General features: G+C 66.2%; 22 protein-coding genes. 4 read left to right on the top strand and 18 right to left on the bottom strand.

Annotation, left to right across the window (positions count from 1 at the left end; genetic code table 11):
* Positions 1–16: 16 nt before the first annotated feature.
* From ACDP63_RS06920 to ACDP63_RS06910, 3 genes are read right to left on the bottom strand one after another with little or no spacing between them, the layout of a single operon-like run.
* Positions 17–595, bottom strand: a complete 579-nt coding sequence (locus ACDP63_RS06920; RefSeq protein WP_147427450.1) for a hypothetical protein — start codon at positions 593–595, stop codon at positions 17–19.
* Positions 596–621: 26 nt separating this feature from the next.
* Positions 622–1,593: a YVTN family beta-propeller repeat protein gene (locus ACDP63_RS06915; RefSeq protein ID WP_147427449.1), complete on the bottom strand. Its 972-nt coding sequence runs from the start codon at positions 1,591–1,593 to the stop codon at positions 622–624.
* A gap of 8 nt (positions 1,594–1,601) precedes the next feature.
* A complete protein-coding gene (locus ACDP63_RS06910; protein WP_231486586.1) occupies positions 1,602–2,750 on the bottom strand; it encodes an ABC transporter substrate-binding protein in 1,149 nt (382 codons plus the stop codon).
* 190 nt (positions 2,751–2,940) lie between these two features.
* On the opposite strand from ACDP63_RS06910, the gene ACDP63_RS06905 reads away from it, so the two are divergent.
* Positions 2,941–3,456: a DUF3280 domain-containing protein gene (locus ACDP63_RS06905; RefSeq protein ID WP_024842845.1), complete on the top strand. Its 516-nt coding sequence runs from the start codon at positions 2,941–2,943 to the stop codon at positions 3,454–3,456.
* Positions 3,457–3,459: 3 nt separating this feature from the next.
* Complete coding sequence (locus ACDP63_RS06900; protein WP_024842844.1) at positions 3,460–4,011, top strand: SRPBCC family protein; 552 nt, start codon at positions 3,460–3,462, stop codon at positions 4,009–4,011.
* A 9-nt stretch (positions 4,012–4,020) separates the two neighbouring features.
* Here the strand turns inward: ACDP63_RS06900 and ACDP63_RS06895 are convergent, their stop codons facing one another.
* From ACDP63_RS06895 to rph, 14 genes are all read right to left on the bottom strand, one after another.
* Positions 4,021–4,551 (bottom strand): PQQ-dependent catabolism-associated CXXCW motif protein, encoded by a 531-nt coding sequence (locus tag ACDP63_RS06895; protein ID WP_024842843.1) that lies wholly within the window; start codon positions 4,549–4,551, stop codon positions 4,021–4,023.
* Positions 4,548–5,360, bottom strand: a complete 813-nt coding sequence (locus tag ACDP63_RS06890; RefSeq protein ID WP_024842842.1) for a substrate-binding domain-containing protein — start codon at positions 5,358–5,360, stop codon at positions 4,548–4,550. Before ACDP63_RS06890 ends, ACDP63_RS06895 begins: the two co-directional genes overlap by 4 nt.
* The gene (locus ACDP63_RS06885; RefSeq protein ID WP_024842841.1) at positions 5,357–6,037 is read right to left on the bottom strand and encodes a c-type cytochrome, methanol metabolism-related; all 681 of its coding nucleotides are present in this window, start codon (positions 6,035–6,037) and stop codon (positions 5,357–5,359) included. Before ACDP63_RS06885 ends, ACDP63_RS06890 begins: the two co-directional genes overlap by 4 nt.
* Positions 6,038–6,138: 101 nt before the next feature.
* Positions 6,139–7,941, bottom strand: coding sequence for a methanol/ethanol family PQQ-dependent dehydrogenase (locus ACDP63_RS06880; RefSeq protein ID WP_024842840.1), 1,803 nt, complete (start codon positions 7,939–7,941; stop codon positions 6,139–6,141).
* Between the two features lie 187 nt (positions 7,942–8,128).
* Positions 8,129–8,968 carry an S-formylglutathione hydrolase gene (gene fghA, locus ACDP63_RS06875; RefSeq protein ID WP_024842839.1) on the bottom strand — a complete coding sequence of 280 codons (840 nt, stop codon included), beginning with the start codon at positions 8,966–8,968 and terminating at the stop codon, positions 8,129–8,131.
* A complete protein-coding gene (locus ACDP63_RS06870) occupies positions 8,952–9,485 on the bottom strand; it encodes a GNAT family N-acetyltransferase (protein WP_028709796.1) in 534 nt (177 codons plus the stop codon). Before ACDP63_RS06870 ends, fghA begins: the two co-directional genes overlap by 17 nt.
* 10 nt (positions 9,486–9,495) lie before the next feature.
* On the bottom strand, positions 9,496–10,131 hold the full coding sequence (locus ACDP63_RS06865) for an ATP-dependent Clp protease proteolytic subunit (RefSeq protein ID WP_024842837.1): 636 nt from the start codon (positions 10,129–10,131) through the stop codon (positions 9,496–9,498).
* A 75-nt stretch (positions 10,132–10,206) separates the two neighbouring features.
* Positions 10,207–11,334 carry an S-(hydroxymethyl)glutathione dehydrogenase/class III alcohol dehydrogenase gene (locus ACDP63_RS06860; protein WP_024842836.1) on the bottom strand — a complete coding sequence of 376 codons (1,128 nt, stop codon included), beginning with the start codon at positions 11,332–11,334 and terminating at the stop codon, positions 10,207–10,209.
* A 98-nt stretch (positions 11,335–11,432) separates the two neighbouring features.
* Entirely contained in the window at positions 11,433–12,017 is a 585-nt protein-coding gene (gene gfa / locus ACDP63_RS06855; protein WP_036747088.1) for an S-(hydroxymethyl)glutathione synthase, read from the bottom strand.
* Between the two features lie 90 nt (positions 12,018–12,107).
* Positions 12,108–12,461 carry a YbaN family protein gene (locus ACDP63_RS06850; RefSeq protein ID WP_024842834.1) on the bottom strand — a complete coding sequence of 118 codons (354 nt, stop codon included), beginning with the start codon at positions 12,459–12,461 and terminating at the stop codon, positions 12,108–12,110.
* A gap of 1 nt (position 12,462) precedes the next feature.
* Positions 12,463–13,656 (bottom strand): radical SAM family heme chaperone HemW, encoded by a 1,194-nt coding sequence (hemW, locus tag ACDP63_RS06845; RefSeq protein ID WP_024842833.1) that lies wholly within the window; start codon positions 13,654–13,656, stop codon positions 12,463–12,465.
* A gap of 8 nt (positions 13,657–13,664) precedes the next feature.
* Complete coding sequence (locus ACDP63_RS06840; protein WP_024842832.1) at positions 13,665–14,039, bottom strand: RidA family protein; 375 nt, start codon at positions 14,037–14,039, stop codon at positions 13,665–13,667.
* On the bottom strand, positions 14,032–14,637 hold the full coding sequence (gene rdgB / locus ACDP63_RS06835) for an RdgB/HAM1 family non-canonical purine NTP pyrophosphatase (RefSeq protein WP_028709794.1): 606 nt from the start codon (positions 14,635–14,637) through the stop codon (positions 14,032–14,034). The genes ACDP63_RS06840 and rdgB overlap by 8 nt, the downstream gene beginning before the upstream one ends.
* Positions 14,625–15,347 carry a ribonuclease PH gene (gene rph / locus ACDP63_RS06830; protein ID WP_024842830.1) on the bottom strand — a complete coding sequence of 241 codons (723 nt, stop codon included), beginning with the start codon at positions 15,345–15,347 and terminating at the stop codon, positions 14,625–14,627. Before rph ends, rdgB begins: the two co-directional genes overlap by 13 nt.
* A gap of 85 nt (positions 15,348–15,432) precedes the next feature.
* Here rph and hrcA point away from each other — a divergent pair, with 85 nt between their 5' ends.
* Positions 15,433–16,488, top strand: a complete 1,056-nt coding sequence (hrcA, locus tag ACDP63_RS06825) for a heat-inducible transcriptional repressor HrcA (protein WP_024842829.1) — start codon at positions 15,433–15,435, stop codon at positions 16,486–16,488.
* 7 nt (positions 16,489–16,495) lie between these two features.
* On the top strand, positions 16,496–17,038 hold the full coding sequence (locus ACDP63_RS06820; RefSeq protein WP_024842828.1) for a nucleotide exchange factor GrpE: 543 nt from the start codon (positions 16,496–16,498) through the stop codon (positions 17,036–17,038).
* Positions 17,039–17,149: 111 nt separating this feature from the next.
* Here ACDP63_RS06820 and ACDP63_RS06815 read toward each other — a convergent pair whose 3' ends face one another.
* A complete protein-coding gene (locus ACDP63_RS06815; RefSeq protein WP_024842827.1) occupies positions 17,150–18,028 on the bottom strand; it encodes a ParB/RepB/Spo0J family partition protein in 879 nt (292 codons plus the stop codon).

The following is an 18,028-nucleotide window of genomic DNA, read 5'->3' as shown; positions in this document are numbered from 1 at the left end:
GCTCCGCCCCTCCTGCTTACTGGATATTGAACACCGCCTGCTGGGTTTCGCCCTGCGAGCCGGGGATCGACAGCGTATAGCGGCCCGGAACGATGGCGATGAAGCTGATCGTCGCGGTGCCGGCATCGTCGAATTCCAGCGAATGCACGCCCATCGGCCGGATCTCGATGTCGTTGATCACCACCTCGTTGATCCAGATCGCGCGGAAGAAGTCGCCGCCCGACAGCGCCAGTTCCTGGCTGCCATCCGCATTGATGTCGAGACGATAGAAGCCGCCCGATTTCAGCTTGTATTCCGCGGTTGCCACCGGCTTGCCCGAGGCCAGCGTCAACGGCGCCAGGTCGGTGCGGTTGTCGCGCGCCATGATCCCCGAGAAGCCGTAATCGAACTTGGCCCCCGCCTCGTGCACGCCCCCGGCGGCATCGGCTGCTTCGCCGCCATCATCATCGTCGTCGTCATCGTCATCCTGCTCGGCCGCGGCCGCGCCGTCGGTTGCGGCGCCGGCCTCGGGGCTGGCTTCGGGCGCGGTTTCCTGCGCCGCGGCAGGGGCGGCCAGCCCGGCCATGATTAGCAGGATGGTCAGCAAACGGGTCATGGTTCTTCCTCCCTCTTGAACGCTCATCAGTTGGGCGCGACGACCACGCCCCAGGGCTGCTGGCCCACGGGCACGGATTTGACGACCTTCAGCGCCGCCACGTCGATCACCGAGACATCGTTGGAATTGCCGTTGGTGGTGAACAGGTATTTCTCGTCCGGGGTAAAGGCCATCTGCCAGACCCGCTGGCCGACCAGCAGGTAATCCTGGACCTCGTCCGTTTCGCCGTCGATCACGGCGACGCGGTTGGCCGGGCCCAGGGCGACGAAGACCTTGCTGCCGTCGGCGGTGACGCGCACGCCGACCGGCTGGATCGCCTCGGGCAGCACGCCGGGGATCTCGAAGCTGATCTTCTTGGTGATCTGCTGCGTCGCCGGGTCGATCACGCTGACCGTGCCGCCGATTTCAGAACTGACGTAAAGCTTGGTCCCGGCATCGTTGAACTGCGCGAAGCGCGGGCGCGAATCCACCAGCACATTGGCAAAGATCTCGAAGCTTTCGCTGTCGATGAAATGCGCCATGTTGGTGGTTTCCGAGGTGTTGATGACCACCTTGCCATCGGGGCTGACGCCCATGCCCTCGGGTTCGACCCCGACCGGGATCTCGGCCAGCACCTTGTGGGTCTGGGTATCGACCACGGTCACGAGGTTGTCGTCCTCGTTCGCGATGTAGAGCGGGTTGCCCGAGGGGTGCAGCACGAACAGTTCGGGGTCGGGGCCCGAGGGCAAGGTATGCATCTCCTCCATCGTCTCGGGATTGAAGACCCGCACCAGGTCGTCATCCGAGGCGCAGACGTAAAGTTCCTTCCCGTCCGGGCTGATGGTGATGCCGCGCGGGCGGGCGCCGACCGGATAGGTGCCGATCACCTCCAGCGTCTCGCTGTCCAGCACGGTGACGTCATTGCCCTTTTCGTTGCTGACGAAGACCCGGTTGGCAGCGGCGGGCAGGGCGAAACCCAGGCACAGGGCCGAGGTCAGGATGGCGGTTGCAGCTTTCATCTTTCACCTCAGAACTTGCATTCGGTTTCGGGCCGGTCGAAGCCCAGCGTGTCCAGTGCCGAGCTTTGGTGCAGATACTGGTCTTGCGGGCTGACCGAGGCGGTAACGGAATCGGTGGCCAAGAGGATCGGCTGGCGCAGCTGGTGGTCCCAGTCGCGGATCGTCAGCTTCTGGCCCTTGAAGCCCGCCACCTCGAAATTCTCGGACAGCATGAATTCTTTCAGCGTGGCCGGATCGGTGCTTTGCGTGCGCGTCGCCGCCTCGCCGATCATGCGCAGCGCGATCCAGGTCTGGTAATCCTCCTCGCGGATCGGGCGGCCGGCGAGCTTTTCGAAACGGTTCTGGAACTGCGTCGCCCCCCAGGCCTCCAGCGAGGGCGCCCAGCTGCGCGGCACCAGCCCGGCCGAGCCGGCGACCGGACGCGGATCCCAGGTCGCATAGGGCAGCCAGTCGGCAAAGACGCCGTTCTCATCCGCCGCGATCAGCACGTCATGGGCCGGCGCGCGCTGGGTGAAGACCGGCATCTGCTGCTGGACCTGCACATGGCCGCTGTCGCTGCGCCGGCTGCCGCCGGTATCCTCATAGGTCCGCGTCTCGACGATCCTGGCGCCGAACTTGGTCGCGGCGCGGCGATAGGCATCGGCCAGAGCCACGTCCTCGGGATGGCTGCCGGCGATCAGAAGCCAGTTGGACCACTTCTTCCACATCAGGAATTGCGCCAGCGCATCGGCCAGCATGGCATGGCTGGGCGCGGCATGGATCACGTTGAAGCGGCAATCCTGGCCGCGCAGGTGGTCGCCGCGTGCCCGCGCATTCAGCACCAGCGCACCGTCGCCAGCCTGGTCGGCGAGGGCCAGCGTCTGCGCATCATCGGCCAGCGTGACGATGAAGGGGATGCCCGCGGCCAGCAGCTTGTCCATCTCGGCCGCCGCGGTCTCGGGCGTGGCCGTGACCTCCAGCGCCTCGAAATCCTGGTTCATGAAGCGGCCGGTGGTGTCGTTGTCCTCGATGGCGAGCCGCGCGCCGGCAAAGCCCAGATCCTCGGGCGGGGCATCCAGCCGCGAGATCGGCGGCAGGCTGGGCACATCCACCCGCAGCACGGCGGCATGCACGGTCTGCGGGGCCGCGGCATCTTGCGCAAGGGCCGGATTTGCCATGGACAAACCAGCCAAAAGTATGATGATTCTGCCTGTCATGGCTGTCCTCCCACCCGCATCATGCCGGGTCAATCCGCCTGCGCCAACCCGGCAGATACCCCGGATCCGGCTGGGTAAAATCACCTGATACCTAAGTCTTAGGGACTTTCGTCCTATGGACGGATGCGGGGGTCGGGGGCATGGTTTGCGCATGGGATTTCCGCGGCTCATCCTGATTGCCTGTGCCGTCGCCCTGGCCGGATCCGGCGCCGGGGCGGACCAGCGGCTTGGCCCCCCGCCGCCCGACAGCGCCGCCTGGTTCGGCCTGCATTTCATCGACACCTCGATCGAGGGCGCAATCGACGGCGTGCGCGAGGACGAGACCCGCCGCGTCGAGATGGCCGAGCAGGTCATCGCCGAGGATCTGCGCAGCCGCGGCTTCACCCTGCTGGACCCTCCCGCCGAGCAGGTCGCGCCGATCAAGAACCCCACGCAATCGAATGGCAGCGACAGCCGCATCGCGCGCGAGATGGGCGCGCATTACGCGATCTCGGGCGAGGTGCAGAAGGTTTCGAACCTGATCCTGTCGCTGAACCTTTACATTCGCGACGCAGCCAGCGGCGACACGGTCCGCGCTGGCGTGGTCGACATTCGCGGCAATACTGACGAAAGCTTTCGCCGCGGCTATCTTTATCTGTTGAAAAACATCATCTTTCGGGAGGAGTGACGGATGATCCGACTGTTGGCCCTGACGGTGGGGGCAACCATGGCAATGGCCCCGGCGGCCGAGGCGCATGGCCCGCCGCGGCTGAAGCTGGAGATGCAGCAAAAGCTGGATGCCACCCCGGATGAGGTCTGGGCCGCGATCGGCAGGTTCGACGACATGAGCTGGCATCCCGCCATCGCCAGCCTGGAACTGGCCGGCGATGGCTCGGCCGACCAGCCCGAGACCTCTACCCGCGTGCTGCATCTGAAAGCCGATGCGGGCGATCCGACCATCACCGAGGTGCTGTCGAGATGGCAGCCCGAGAAGCGCTGCTATGCCTATCGCATCGAAGCGGTCGAGGTGACGGTGCTGCCGGTGACGAACTACGCCGCGACGCTTTGCGTCACGGACGAGGGCGGCAAGGCGCTGGTCAACTGGAAGGGCGGCTTCTATCGCGGCTATCCCAACAACGAGCCCCCGCCCGAGCTGAATGACGAGGCCGCGATCCAGGCGGTCACCGGCGTCTATCAGGCCGGGCTCGACGCACTGGCCGAGCGGTTCGGCAAGGCGGAGTAAGCGAAGGAATCAGGGGCCGGCCGGGCCGATGGGCTCCAGCCGGCCGCCTTGTTCCTGCCAGCCCTCGACCCCGTCGGGAAACCAGATCACGCCGCGATAGCCCAGCGCCACGGCGCGCTTGGCGGCATTCCAGCTCATCCAGCAGTCGCGCTTGCAAAAGATCACCAGGGGCGCGGCCTTGTCGCCGCCCGACAGGCGCGCCAGCCCCTCGGCCAGCCGCGCCTGCTCTGCCGGGGCAAGCCGGTCATAGCCGGTATCGTAAAGCCAGATCGCGCCCGGAATGGAGAGATGCGGCGGCGCGTTCCACAGCGTGCCTTCGGGCAGGCCCTCGGGGCGGGCCTGGCGCGGCAGCACGTCGATGAAGGGCACGCCCTGCCCGTGCAGCCGCATCGCCTCGGCCGCGTCGATCACCTGCGCGCCGGCCAGGGTCGCCGGGGTTTCCGAGCGATAGGGCTCGCCATGGAAACCCTGCGGCTCGGGCACCTGGGCCTGGACCGCGCCGGCCATCAGGATCGCCAGCGCCGCCCAGGAAGGTTTCATGGTTTCAGCCCCTTGCCGTAATCGTCCAGCAGCGGCACGCCGGCATCGCGCAGGATGGCGTCGATCTCGTCCTGGTGGCGGCGAATCAGGCTGTTCAGCTGCCGCTTCCATTCCTGTTCGTCCAGCCGCACCCCCATGGTGATGCGATAGAACATGCGCGGACCGCCGGTTTCCTTGAGCAGCGGGGTGAATTGCAGCTCGGGATCCTGCTTGACCAGCGGACCGGCCAGCGGGCCCCAGATCACCGCGGCGGCCAGCTCGCCGGATTTCACCTGGGCCAGCATCTCGCCCGCCGGATCCTCGACCCGGCGATCCACGAACAGATCCCAGCCGCGCATGTCCTTGGCCAGCCCCGCCCGCGCCAGGTTGGTCGCCGGCGGCGTGCCCGCCACCACGCCGATCGGATGGCCGCGAAGCGCCGGATCCTCCAGCATCTCGACCGAGGCCAGCGGGCTGTCCAGCCGCGTCACGATGCCATAGGCCGAGGTATAGTAATGGTTGGTGTTCTGCACCATCTCGTCGCCCTGGGCATAGCCGATGACGACATCGCAAAGCCCGGCGCGCAGGGTCTTGCGGATGAAGCCGGGGCCCTGCGGGAACCAGGTATAGGCCACCGGCAGGCCCAGCTTTTCGGCGAAAAGCCGGGCGATTCGATTCTCGAAACCCTGTTCGTCCTGCGAGGACATCGGCACCGCGGCCGGATCGGCGCAGACCCGGAACTCGGTCTTGGAGCGCAGGTCGGCAACCTGCGCCGCCGCGGGCAGCGCGGCGCAGGCCAGAAGCGCGGCCAAGGCAAGCGCGCGCCTCATCCGCTCATGCAGGAATCTTCCTGCGCCACGAATTCGTCGGACTTGTCCTCTCTTTTCGCGGGGCGGCCGCGCGGCAGTTCCTCCAGGCCGCGTGCCAGCAGATAGGCGTAGATGTCGTCGATATAACACCAGACGTTCTTGTTGGTACCAAAGGCCGGCATGACTAGGTTGGCAGCCACATTGACCTCTTGCTTGCCCGAGGCGGCGATTTCCAGGAAATCGTAATAGCCCAGCGTCAGCACCGATTTCTTCAGCGCCGGCGCATAGGTCGAGCCCTCGCCATCCGGACCGTGGCAGACATGGCATTCCGCCGAATAGCGGCGATAGCCCGAGAAGGTCGCCCAATCCACCGTGCCGTCCTCGGCGATCTTGAAGGTGGGGATGTCCTCGGCCGTATACCAGCGGCCGTTCTCCATGTGGTCGGGGGTGATGTCCTGGCCGTTCGGCAGCACAAGCTTGCCATCCGCCTCGGCGACCGCGGGCGCCTCCTCCGCCTCGGCCGGGGCCCCTGCGGCCGGCTGCTGTTGCTGCGCATCGCCCGATACGGCGGCGGCAGCGCCGGCCCCGGCCTGCGCCGGGGGCGTGTCGGCGGTCTGTGCAAGGGCCGTTCCGGTGATGGCAAAGGCCGCGCATGCGACACGGATCGCCATCAGGCTGGCGGTCGTCTTGCTGGTCATGAATTTCCTCCCTGGCTGTCACCCGAAGATGATGGCTCGCCCCAAGGTTACCCCTGGGGCGGCCAGTTTCGAGTCACAGTTTGCTTTCCGGCACCAAAGTATTAGCCCGGCAGTTCGAACACGGTCAGCTGGCCGCCCAGCTCGGTATATTGCGACAGCGCGGCATAGCCGCCCACCGCACCAAGCCCGTCGTTGGGATTGGTCAGCCCCGCGGCAAGGCCGATGCCGGCCCAGCCGCCGACGCCCGACAGCACGCCGATATACTGCTTGCCGCCATGTTCGTAGGTCATAACGTTGCCGATGATCCCCGAGGGGGTCTTGAACTTGTAAAGCTCTTCGCCCGTCTGGGCGTCGACGGCCTTCAGATAGCCTTCCAGCGTGCCGTAGAAGACCACGTCGCCCGCCGTCGCCAGCGCGCCCGACCAGACCGAGAACTGTTCGGGGATGGACCACTTGATCTCGCCCGTGGTGTTGTCCCAGGCGATGAAATTGCCCATGCCGCCATGGCTGTTCGGCGCGGGATACATGGACAGCGTGGCGCCGACATAGGGCTGGCCGGCGGTATAGGCCACCCGGAAGGGCTCGTAATCCATGCAGACATGGTTGGTCGGCACATAGAACAGGTTGGTCTTGGGCGAGAAGGCCGCCGGCTGCTGGTCCTTGGTGCCCAGCGCCGCCGGGCAGACGCCGGTGGTGTTCACGTCCTCGCCGTTCTGGGCGGTCGAATATTCGGGCACCACGGCCGGGCGGCCATAGGTTTCCGAATTGGGGTCCATGTCCACGCCGGTGGTCCAGTTCACCACCGGGTCGTATTTCTCGGCCACCAGCAGCTCTCCGGTCTCGCGGTCCAGCGTATAGGCCAGGCCGTTGCGGTCGAAATGCGTCAGCAGCTTGCGTTCCTGGCCGTCGATGGTCTGGTTGGTCAGGATCATCTCGTTGACGCCGTCATAGTCCCATTCGTCGTGGGGCGTCATCTGGTAGAACCACTTGGCCATGCCGGTATCGGCATCCCGCGCCATGATGGTCATAGACCACTTGTTGTCGCCCGGCCGCTGCGAGGGGTTCCAGGTCGAGGGGTTGCCGGTGCCGTAATAGACCAGATTCAGATCCGGGTCATACGAGAACCAGCCCCAGATCGTGCCGCCGCCGATCTGCCACTGATCGCCCTCCCAGCTGCTCAGCGAGCTGTCGGCGCCGATGGGCTTGCCCAGATGCGTGGTGTTCTCGGGATCGACCAGCAGTTCCTCGTCGGGGCCGGTGGACCAGGCTTTCCACGCCTCGGAGCCGTCGGCCAGGTTCAGCGCGGTCATCCGGCCGCGCACGCCGTATTCGCCGCCCGATATGCCGACCAGAACCTTGTCCTTGACCGGCACGACGGTCGCGGTCAGCGTCTCGCCGATGGCGGGATCGCCGATCTTGGTCGACCATTTCGGCTCGCCGGTATTGGCATCCAGCGCGACCACCGTGGTATCGGCCTGTCCCAGCAGGATCATGCCGTCGGCATAGGACAGGCCGCGATAGACCGTGTCGCAGCACATCACCGCGATGACGTTCGGATCCTGCTGCGGCTCATAGCGCCACAGGATCTTGCCGCCGTCGTTCAGGTCCAGCGCAAAGACCTTGTTCGGGAAGGGGGTGTGGACATACATCACGTCGCCGATCACCAGCGGCGAACCTTCGTGCCCGCGCAGCACCCCGGTCGAGAAGGTCCAGGCAACGCGCAGATCCTTGACGTTGTCCTTGTTGATCTGATCCAGGGTCGAATAGCGCGTGTTCGCGTAATCGCCCATCTGGATCGCCCATTGCTGGGGCTTGGCGATCTCGGCCAGCACGCTGTCATTGGCCAGCACCGACGTGCCGGACATGAGCAGCGCAAGGCAGGCGCCGTTCATCAGGGTTTTCATGAATTTTCCTCCGCATGCCGGTGGTCGCGCTTCTCCTCATGCGCAAGCACCTACTGCTGGAAGGTTCGGGTCCGGCCGCATTTGCGTCAACGCGGCCGGCAGGCTCCTTGGACCAAAGTATTAGGGAAATTCGGCAATAGGTATGGGGCAATCGCCCCGCCCCAGGCCGGCGGGCGGTCCCGGCCGCCTAGGCCAGCCGCTCGGCATGCCAGCGGATATGGTCCTCCATGAAGGTCTGCACGAAGAAATAGCTGTGATCATAACCCTGTTGCATGCGGAAGCTGCCGGGCTGGCGGCGCTCGGCCATGGCATGGGCCAGTGCCTCGGGCTTGAGCAGGTCCAGGAACTGATCGCTGGCGCCCTGATCGACCAGCACCTCGCCGGGATAGCCGCGCTGCCGCATCAGCAGGGTCGAATCGTGGCGTTCCCAGGCATCGCGATCCTCGCCCAGATAGGCGGCGAACTGCTTGCGCCCCCAGTCGGATTCGCTGGGATGCGCGATCGGCGAAAAGGCCGAGACGGATCTGTAGCGTTCGGGCAGGGTCATGGCGATGGTCAGCGCGCCATGGCCGCCCATGGAATGACCGGTGATGCCCTGCGCCTCGCGCTCCAGGGGAAAATTGCCGAAGACCAGTTCGGGCAGTTCATGGGTGATATAGTGCCACATGCGGAAATGCGGCGCCCAGGGCGCCTGGGTCGCATCGACATAGAAGCCGGCGCCCTGGCCCAGGTCATAGGCCTGATCATCGGCCACGCCCTCGCCGCGCGGCGACGTGTCGGGAAAGATCACCGCGATGCCGTATTCCGCCGCCCATTGCTGCGCGCCGGCCTTGGTCATGGCGTTCTCATGCGTGCAGGTCAGGCCGGACAGATACCACAGCACCGGCACCTTGCCGTGCCGGGCGTCGGGCGGCAGATAGAGGGCAAAGGTCATCGGCGTGCCGGTCGCCTGCGACTGGTGGCGATAGACGCCCTGGATGCCGTCGAAGCTGCGGTTTTCCGATACGGTCTCATAGGCCAGCGTCATGGGTTTTCCCTTCTGTCAGGTCGTGAAACATGACCAGCGCGTCCACATAGCCATGCCGGGGATGAAGAAACGCACCCGGCAGGCGGCCGACAATATCGAAACCGGCTTTCTGCCACGAATGAACGGCATCGGCATTGGTCGAGACGACGAAGTTGAACTGCATCGCCCGGAAGCCCTGCGCCCGCGCCCAGTCCTTGGCATGGGCGACCAGCCGCCCGGCGATGCCGCGGCCCCGCGCATCCGGGTGGGTGGCAAAGCTGGCATTGGCGACATGGCCGGCCGGGCCGGGCCGGTTGCGGCCGACATGGCTGGTGCCCAGCACCCGGCCGTCCCGCTCGGCCACGAAAGCGGTGAAGGGCGCGGCGAACCAGTCGGCCAGCGCCTCCTCGCGCGAGATGTCGGGCGGGATGCAATAGGTCTCGCCCGCGCGATAGACCGGTTCAAGGATCGTCCAGATCGCCTCGTGGTCGGAAGGCGTGGCGGGACGGATCAGGATGTCAGCCCCGCCCGCCATCATTGCAGGCCCGTCATTTCAGCTCGTCCACGGTGCGGATGACCCTGCCCAGAAGGCCGTAATCCAGCGCCTCTTGCGTGTTCAGCCAGAAGTCGCGCTGGGTGTCCTTTTCGATCCGCTCGACGGTCTGGCCGGTCGCCTCGGCAAAGATCTGGTTCAGCCGGTCGCGCATCAGCCGCACCTGCTCGGCCTGGATCATCATGTCCGTGGAGGTGCCGCCGATCCCGCCCGAGGGCTGGTGGATCAGGAACCGGGTATTGGGCAGGCAATAGCGGTTTTCCTTGTCCGCGCCGACGAAGATCAGCGCCCCGGCCGAGGCCACCCAGCCCGAGCCGATGGTGCGCACGGTCGGACGGATGAACTTGATCACGTCATGGATCATGTCGCCGGATTCGACATGGCCGCCGGGCGAGGAGATCAGCATGTTGATCGGTTCCTCGCTGTCCTCGGCCAGGGCCAGCAGATGCGCCACGGTGCGCTGCGCCAGCTTGTCGGTGATCGGCCCGGCGACGATCACCGTGCGCGACTTGAAATAGAGCTTGCCGATCCTGTCGCCCTCGGGCAGGCCGAGACCCTCGTCCTTCTGGCCCTCCTGGCGGCGCTCGTCTTCGTCGTCGTCATCGTCGTCCAGGTGGAAATGCTTTGCCATGATCGGTCCTTTCATGTTGACGGCGGGGCCGGTCGCCCGCCCCCGCCGTCCTTTTAACTAAGCAGCCCTTGACGATCAGTAAAGCACGACCGAGCGGATGGACTTGCCCGCATGCATCAGGTCGAAGCCCTTGTTGATCTCGTCCAGCGTCAGGGTGTGGGTGATCATCGGGTCGATCTCGATCTTGCCGTTCATGTACCAGTCGACGATCTGCGGCACGTCGGTGCGGCCGCGGGCGCCACCAAAGGCCGTGCCCTTCCAGACCCGGCCGGTGACCAGCTGGAACGGCCGGGTGCTGATTTCCGCCCCCGCGGGCGCGACGCCGATGATGATCGACTGGCCCCAGCCCCGATGGGTGCATTCCAGCGCGTCGCGCATCACCTTGACGTTGCCGGTGCAGTCGAAGCTGTAATCGGCGCCGCCGATCTGGTCGAAGGGGGTCTTGGTCAGGTTCACGATCTCCTGGACCACGTTCTCGCAATTCTTCGGGTTGATGAAATGCGTCATGCCGAAATGCTCGGCCATCGGCTTCTTGTCGTCGTTCAGGTCGACGCCGATGATCATGTCCGCGCCGGCCAGGCGCAGGCCCTGCAGCACATTGAGCCCGATGCCGCCCAGGCCGAAGACCACCGCCTTGGCGCCGATTTCCACCTTGGCGGTGTTGATCACCGCGCCGATGCCGGTGGTGACGCCGCAGCCGATATAGCAGATCTTGTCGAAGGGCGCGTCCTCGCGCACCTTGGCCACCGCGATTTCCGGCAGCACGGTGTAGTTCGAGAAGGTCGAGCAGCCCATGTAGTGATGGATCGGCGTGCCGTCGAGCATGCTGAACCGGGTGGTGCCGTCCGGCATCAGGCCCTGGCCCTGGGTGGCGCGGATCGCGGTGCAAAGGTTGGTCTTGCCCGACAGGCAGGACGCGCATTGCCGGCATTCGGGCGTGTAGAGCGGGATGACATGGTCGCCCGGCTTGACCGAGGTGACGCCCGGCCCGACCTCGACCACCACGCCCGCGCCCTCATGGCCCAGGATCGAGGGGAAGATGCCTTCCGGGTCGGCGCCCGAGAGCGTGAATTCGTCGGTGTGGCAGATGCCGGTGGCCTTGATCTCGACCATCACCTCGCCGGCCTTGGGGCCTTCCAGGTTGACCTCCATGACCTCCAGCGGCTTGCCGGCTTCCAGCGCGACGGCGGCACGGGTTCTCATGACTTCTTCTCCTTCGGTGACGGCCCTTGGCCTGCGTTTTCTCATGGTTTCGGGGGCCGGTAAACCGACCCCCGCAATTGTCGCGACCGATCCGGTGCTTAGGCCGCAAGCGCGCCGGACCGCTTGGCGATATGGGTGGCGATCGCATCCATCAGCGGCGGCGACAGCGCGTCATAGGGCTCCAGCCCCAATTCGCGCAGCCGGGCGCGGATCGCCTCCATACGGCCGGGATCGACCCCCGATTCGATGATCGAGCTGACGAAGGCGGCAAATTCCGGCGCCGACCAGCCGTCCTCGTCCGAAAGCTCGGTATGGACGAAATCCAGACCGTAAAAGGGATGGTCCCGATTCTCGATCCGGCCGTACATATGCACGCCGCATTCCCTGCAGCGATGGCGCTGGATCGGCGCGTCGGGATTGACGATCTCCAGCTTCTCGGCGCCCTCCAGCACCTCGAGCGCATCGCGGCCGACCACGGCCACCTGCGAGAAGATCGCGCCCTCGGGTTTCCAGCATTTGGTGCAGCCGCAGACATGGTTATGCGCGGTCTGCGCCCGGACCGCGACGCGGACCGGGTTGGTGCTGCACTTGCAATGCAGCGTGCCGCCCGCAAATCCGGGCTGCGCGGGCTTGATGCCGTTATCGACTGCGGGGTGGATCTTCACCCCCGATGTGTCCGCCATGTTGCCGTTCCTCCCCTCAGAGCCATGCGCCGAGGTTCGCGCCATGGCGGGGCCGGGACAAGTGGGCAAAAGGTTGTAATCCCTGCCGGCTCAGGCTTCCGGCCGGGATACCAGCCAGGCGGCGATGGCGGTGCAGGCCAGAACCTGAAGGGCGATGAAGCGCATGTCCAGCCCCAGCCAGATCGCCCAGGCGATGCCGGCCGTCATGCCGGCCACCGCCCAGATCTTGGCGTTGCGCCCGATGACGCCGCGCTTGCGCCAGGCGCGGATCGGCGGGCCGAAGCGGGGATGGCGCATGATCCGGGCACCCAGCCGCGGCGAGGAACGCGCAAAGGCCCAGACCGAAAGCAGCAGGAAGGGCACCGTGGGCAGGACCGGCAGGAAGATCCCGATCGTTCCCAGCGTCAGGGTCAGCCAGCCCATCGAGAGCCACAGGTATCGCATCTTACTCCGCCAGTTCACGCAGGATCGCATTCAGCACCGGCCGACCCGCCGCCGTCGCCGCCAGACGGTCGCCCCGCAGCGAGATAAGTCCCAGTTCGGCCAGATTCATCAGCCGGCCCTGCGGCAATTCGGCGCCATGGGCAAGATAGCGGGGAATCTCCAGCCCCTCGACCAGCCGCATGGCCATCAGCAGATATTCCAGCGCCCGGTCGGACAGGCCCAACAGGTCGCGCTGGCTGTCGCCGTTGCCGCGCGCCTCGACCGCCTCCAGCCATGCGCCCGGCGCCCGGTGCGCCTCGGTCGCCCAGCGGCCCGAGGGCAGCGTCAGGCGGCCATGCGCGCCCGGCCCCACCGCGGCCCAGTCGCCCTGCCGCCAATAGATCAGGTTGTGCCGGCTTTCCGCGCCCGGCCGGGCATGGTTCGAGATCTCATAGGCCGGCATCCCGGCCGCCGCGCAGATTTCCTGCGTGTCCAGATACATGTCGGCGGACAGATCGTCGTCGGGCAGGCCCGTGAGCCCGCCTTTGGCATGGCGGGCGCCGAAGGCGGTGCCGGGCTCGATGGTCAGCTGATAGGCCGAAAGGTGATCGACGGCCATGCCGAGCGCCTGGGTCAGCTCGCGCCGCCAATGCGCGCGGTCCTGGTCCTGGCGGGCATAGATCAGGTCGAAGCTGACCCGCGTGAAACAATCGCGGGCGATATCGAAGGCGGCACGGGCCTCGGCCGCCGAATGCATCCGTCCCAGCCGGCGCAGGTCGTCGTCGTTCAGCGCCTGCACCCCCATCGAGACGCGGTTGACGCCGGCATCGGCATAGGCGCGGAAGCGGCCGGTCTCGACGCTGGTCGGGTTGGCTTCCAGCGTGATCTCGATGTCATTGGCAAAAGGCCAGGCGGCGCGCGCGGCCTCGATCACCCCGGCCACGGTTTCGGGCGCCATCAGGCTGGGGGTGCCGCCGCCGAAGAAGATGCTGTTCAGCACCCGGCCGGGCATCTCCTGCCCCAGCCGGGCGATCTCGGCACGATAGGCGGCCATCCAGCGGCCCTGGTCGATCGCGGAAGCGACATGGCTGTTGAAATCGCAATAGGGGCATTTCGCGGCGCAAAAGGGCCAGTGGACGTAAAGCCCGAAGCCGCCCGCCCGCCAATCCTCGGCAAGATCCTGGGCGGGCGCGGCGCTGGCGGCGAGGGCTGGCATGGGCTGGGTCACTCCCGAAAGGCGGTCACTTCGATCTCGACCTTCATTTCGGGCCTGATGAGCCCGGCGACAACCATGGTCGCGGCGGGTAACGCATCCTTCATCGCCTCGCCCAGGACCGGCGTGATCTCGTCGAGGACCGCCGGGTCGGCGATGGTGTATTGCACGCGCACGATATCGGCAGGTGCGAAACCGGCCTCGGCCAGGGTTGCGAAGATGGTAGCAAAGGCGTTCTGCGCCTGTTCGGCGGCGCTGTCGGGCATGGCCATGGCCGCGTAATCGTAACCGGTGGTGCCCGAGACGAAGCACCACGGCCCCTTCACGACCGCCCGGCTGTAGCCGAGCGCCGATTCGAAGGGCGATCCGGTCGAGATCCTATGCAAAGAGCGCCTCCAGCTTGCGGAAGGCGCGGGCGCGGTGGCTGATGGCATTCTTCTGCTCGGGCGGCATCTCGGCATAGGTCAGGTCATGGCCGTCGGGCACGAAGATCGGGTCGTAACCGTGGCCCTGCTGGCCGCGCGGCGGCCAGACCAGCCGGCCGGGCGCGACGCCCTCGAAGATCTCCTCGTGCCCGTCGGGCCAGAGCAGGATCAGCGTGGCGCGGAACTGCGCGCTGCGCGGCTCGGCCACGCCACGCTCGTCCAGCTCGCGCCAGGTGCGGGTCATGGCCTGCATGAAATCGCGGCCCTGCGGGGTCTCGGCCCAGTCGGCGGTATAGACGCCGGGCGCGCCGTCCAGCCCGTCGACGGTGATGCCGCTGTCATCGGCCAGCACCGGCAGGCCGGTCGCCTGCATGGCGGCGCGGGCCTTGATACGGGCATTGCCGATGAAGCTCGACTCGGTCTCGGCCGGTTCGGGCAGGCCCATCTCGCCGGCCGAGGTCACCTCGATGCCATGCGGGGCCATCATGGCGCGGATCTCGTCCAGCTTGCCCCTGTTGTGGGTCGCGACCAGCAGCTTCTTCTCGGTCAGCTTGCGCATGCGACAGCCTCGTTCTGGGCACGGACCAGCTCGGCGATGCCGGATTCGGCCAGGTCGAGCAACTGGTTCATCTCGGGGCGCGAGAAGGTGGCGCCCTCGGCCGACATCTGCACCTCGATCAGCCGCCCGGCCCCGGTCATGATGAAATTGCCGTCGGTGCCGGCCTCGCTGTCCTCGGCATAGTCCAGGTCCAGGATCGCCTGCCCGGCATAGATGCCGCATGACACCGCGGCGACATGGTCCATGATCGGGTCGGCGGTGACGATGCCGGCCTTCAGGAGCCTGTTCACCGCCATCCGCAACGCCACCCAGCCGCCGGTGATCGCAGCGCAGCGGGTGCCGCCATCGGCCTGGATCACGTCGCAATCGATGACGATCTGCCGTTCCCCCAGCGCGCGGCGGTCCACCCCGGCGCGCAGGGCGCGGCCGATCAGGCGCTGGATCTCCTGCGTGCGGCCGGATTGCTTGCCGGCTGCCGCCTCGCGCCGGTTGCGGCTGTTCGTGGCCCGCGGCAGCATGCCGTATTCCGCCGTCACCCAGCCCTGGCCCGAACCCTTGAGAAAGGGCGGCGCCTTCTCCTCGATCGTGGCCGAGCAGAGCACGCGGGTGTCGCCGCAAGAGATCAGGCAGGAACCCTCGGCATGGCGCATGATGCCCGTTTCGATTGAAATCGGACGCATATCACTTAAATTCCGGCCAGAGGGGCGCATCTTTCATTCCTTTCGGGGGTTTTGCCGTTCAGATACAGGTCGGAGGCCCCCGACCGCAACCCGAGAACGTCCTGACAGAATGCCGATGCCAGAAACCGCGCTGCTTTCCGATCTCAACGACCGCTCGCGCGAAGTCTTTCGCCGCGTGGTCGAAGCCTATCTTGCCACCGGCGAGCCGGTCGGCTCGCGCACCTTGACCCGCGAAATGTCCGAAAAGGTCAGCGCCGCGACGATCCGCAACGTGATGCAGGATCTGGAACTGCTGGGGCTGCTGGACCACCCGCATATCTCGGCCGGACGCATGCCCACGCAGCTGGGGCTGCGGCTGTTCGTGGACGGGCTGATGGAGGCCGGCCCGGTCGCCGACAGCGACCGGGAGATGATCGACGAGACGCTGGGCGACGACAGCGGCAATACCGGCGTCATGCTGGACCGGATCAGCACCGCGCTGTCGGCGCTGACCCAGGGCGCCTCGCTGGTGCTGATGCCCAAGCAGGAGGCACCGGTCCGGCACATCGAATTCGTCAGCCTGGCCCCCGACCGGGCGCTGGTGGTGCTGGTCTTTGCCGACGGCCGGGTCGAGAACCGGGTCTTTACCCCCCCGCCCGGCCATACCGCCAGTTCGATGCGCGAGGCAGCGAATTTCCTGAATGCCGTGGCGGAAGGTCGCACCCTGGCGGAATTGCGGCGCAGCGTCGCGCAGGAAATCGAGGCGAGCCGGCAAAAGCTGGACAGCATCGCCGCGGCGCTGGTGTCCTCGGGCCTGGCGCTGTGGGAGGGGGAAAGCAGCGATCCGCGGCTGATCGTGCGCGGCCGCGCCAATCTTCTGGCGCATGAACTGGCCGATCTGGACCGAATCCGCAGCCTGTTCGACGACCTGGAGCGCAAGCGCGACATCGCCGAATTCCTGGAACTGGCCGAGCAGGGCGAGGGCGTGCGCATTTTCATCGGCTCCGAGAACAAGCTTTTTTCACTTTCCGGTTCCTCTCTCGTCGTTTCGCCCTATATGAATGCCGACCGAAAGATTGTTGGCGCGGTCGGCGTCATCGGTCCGACGCGGCTGAACTATGGCCGCATCGTGCCGATCGTGGACTATACTGCGCAGCTTGTCGGCCGGTTGATTTCGGGCCGGAAAGGATGATGAGGACATGACGAAGGAAAACCCGAACGGCAGCCCGCTGGATGAGGAGATCATCGACCCGCCGGCCGATGAGACCCCCTCGCCCGATGTCGAGGCGCTGATCGCCGAGCGGGATGAATACCGCGACCGCTTCATGCGGGCACTGGCCGATGCCGAGAATGCCCGCAAGCGGGCCGAGAAGGATCGCCGAGATGCCGAGCAATACGGCGGCTCGCGCCTGGCGCGCGACCTGCTGCCGGTGCATGACGCCCTGACCCGCGCGCTGGATGCCGCGGGCGACGAGCAGCGCACCGCGGCGGCGGCCCTGATCGAGGGTGTCGAGCTGACCCTGCGCGAACTGAACAACGTCTTTGCCAAGCACGGCATCAAGGTCATCACCCCGACCCTGGGCGAGAAATTCGATCCCCAGCAGCACGAGGCCATGTTCGAAGCGCCGGTTCCCGGCACCATGGCGGGAAACATCATCCAGGTCATGGATAACGGCTTCATGCTGCATGACCGGCTGTTGCGCCCAGCCAAGGTGGGCGTCAGCTCCACCCCCGCAAGCTGAGCCGATTACGTCGTCGGAAAGCGCCGAACCCCGGAGGAGACTCCGGGGTTTTTTCTGGCCAAGTATAGCAAGTCTAGGCGTGCTGACGCTGTGATATACCAGATATTGTGGTCAGTTGCCGGCAAGAATCTGGCACAGCCGATCAAGCTGATCCAGGTCGCGATAGGTGATGACGACCTGGCCGCCATCGACCCCGGCATGGTTGATCGCCACCTTCATTTTCAGATGTGCGGTCAAATCGCCTTCGAGCGCACGGGTGTCGGCATCCTTTTCGTACCTGGGATTGCGGGGCTTTTGCGTCCGGGCGCCTTCGGCCTGGCGGCGCACCAGATCCTCGGTCTCGCGCACCGAGAGGTTCTTTTCGATCACCTTCCGCGCCAGTTCGACCGGATTGGCCGCGGTGATCAGGGCGCGGGCATGTCCGGCGGTCAGCTTGCCTTCCTTGAGCCAAGCCTGGACCTGTTCCGGCAGGTTCAGCAAGCGCAACAGGTTGGCGATATGGCTGCGGCTCTTGTTCAGCGCCTCCGCCAGCTTTTCCTGGGTATGGCCGAAACGGTCCATAAGCTGGCGATAGGATGCCGCCTCCTCGATGGCATTCAGGTCGGCGCGCTGGATATTCTCGACGATGGCGACCTCCAGCACCTCGGTATCGTCGAGGTCGCGGACGATGACCGGCACCTCGTGAAGCTGGGCAATCTGCGCAGCGCGCCAGCGCCGTTCACCGGCAACGATCTGGTAAAGGCCGCGATCCGACGGGTGCGGGCGGACGATCAGCGGCTGCAACATGCCGCGCGTCCTCAGCGAATCGGCCAGTTCCTGCAAGGCCTCGGGGGCGAAGCTGCGGCGCGGCTGGTCGGGGTTGGGGGTCAGCTGCTCGACCGGAAGGATCTGCCGCGGGGCCGGACGTTCGGATGGAATCAGGTCGACATCGGCCATCAGGGCCGAAAGGCCACGACCCAGACCGCGCTTTTCAAGCTTGTTCTCTGCCAT

The sequence above is a fragment of the Paracoccus sp. P2 genome, from assembly GCF_046335115.1.
GTDB lineage: Bacteria > Pseudomonadota > Alphaproteobacteria > Rhodobacterales > Rhodobacteraceae > Paracoccus > Paracoccus pantotrophus.
This window is presented reverse-complemented; position numbering and strand designations above follow the sequence as displayed.